The following is a 961-nucleotide window of genomic DNA, read 5'->3' as shown; positions in this document are numbered from 1 at the left end:
GGTCGGGGCTGACCGGGCATATGTGCCAAGCGTTTACCGGGGCCGGCAGGGCGACCGGTGACGGGGGCAACGCCTTTCGTGCTGGGGTGGTCGAGGGGTGTATCGGTGTGTGTCAGAGCGTGTCGGATGACGTCAACGCCCCGCGGGAGGCCAATGTCGTGCGCCGAAGCCCCGTAGAGCCGACCGTTGGTCGGCTGCYCTTGAACCGACCGTCGGTCGGCTGACCTCGGACCGACCGCTGGTCGGCTGCCCTTGAATTCCCGCACAGGTACCACCAACGGTCGATACCCGTGCCTTGCTGGCGAACGGCGGATTCTCCGGCGTGCTCAATAGCGGTAATTCACCTTCATCCACACCGTCCTGCCCGGCTCGTTGATCCGGATCGGATCAGCGGGGAAGCCGAAATCGGCGCTGCCGGCCAGGTTCAGGTGCTCGCTGTAGGCGCGATCGAACAGGTTGTCGATACCCGCGCTGAGCTGCAGCGCATCGCTGAGGCGGTAGCCGGCGTTGAGCGCGAGAGTGGCGAAGCCGGCGCTGGGGCCGAGGTCGCGTGCCACGACATTGCCCTGGTTGGCGGCGACGCGGTGCTGGTGGGCGACGGCGCGGGCGAGTGCGCCCATGCTCCAGCGCTGGCCCTGCCAGTTGGCGCTCACGCGCGCCTCCAGCGGCGGCATCTGCGGCAGCGGCGTGCCGTCGCTGCGGTTTTCGCCCCATGCGTAGGCGAGCGTACCGCCGAGTTTCCACTGTTCGGTGAGGACCAATTCCGCGCCGGCTTCGGCGCCGGCGATGCGCGCGTCCACGTTGTCGGCCTGAGTCATGCTGCCCATCATGCCGCCCTCCCGGTAGGCGAACAGGATGTAGTCCTGCAGCCGGCCGGCGTAGGCCGATACCCAGGCGTTGAGGCGGTCACTGCGGTATTGCAGGCCAAGGTCGAGCTGGGTGGTTTTTTCCGGCTGGATAC

The 961-nt window shown here is 67.8% G+C and carries 1 protein-coding gene; it reads right to left on the bottom strand.

The features are described 5' to 3' along the window. Positions 1-326: 326 nt before the first annotated feature. On the bottom strand, positions 327-961 hold a 635-nt coding region (locus ACXJKJ_RS30180; RefSeq protein ID WP_457395033.1), incomplete at its 5' end, for a TonB-dependent receptor domain-containing protein.

Source organism: Roseateles sp. P5_E1, from assembly GCF_054049335.1.
The sequence above is the reverse complement of the archived record's forward strand: the minus strand, read 5'-3'. Positions and strand labels throughout refer to the sequence as shown.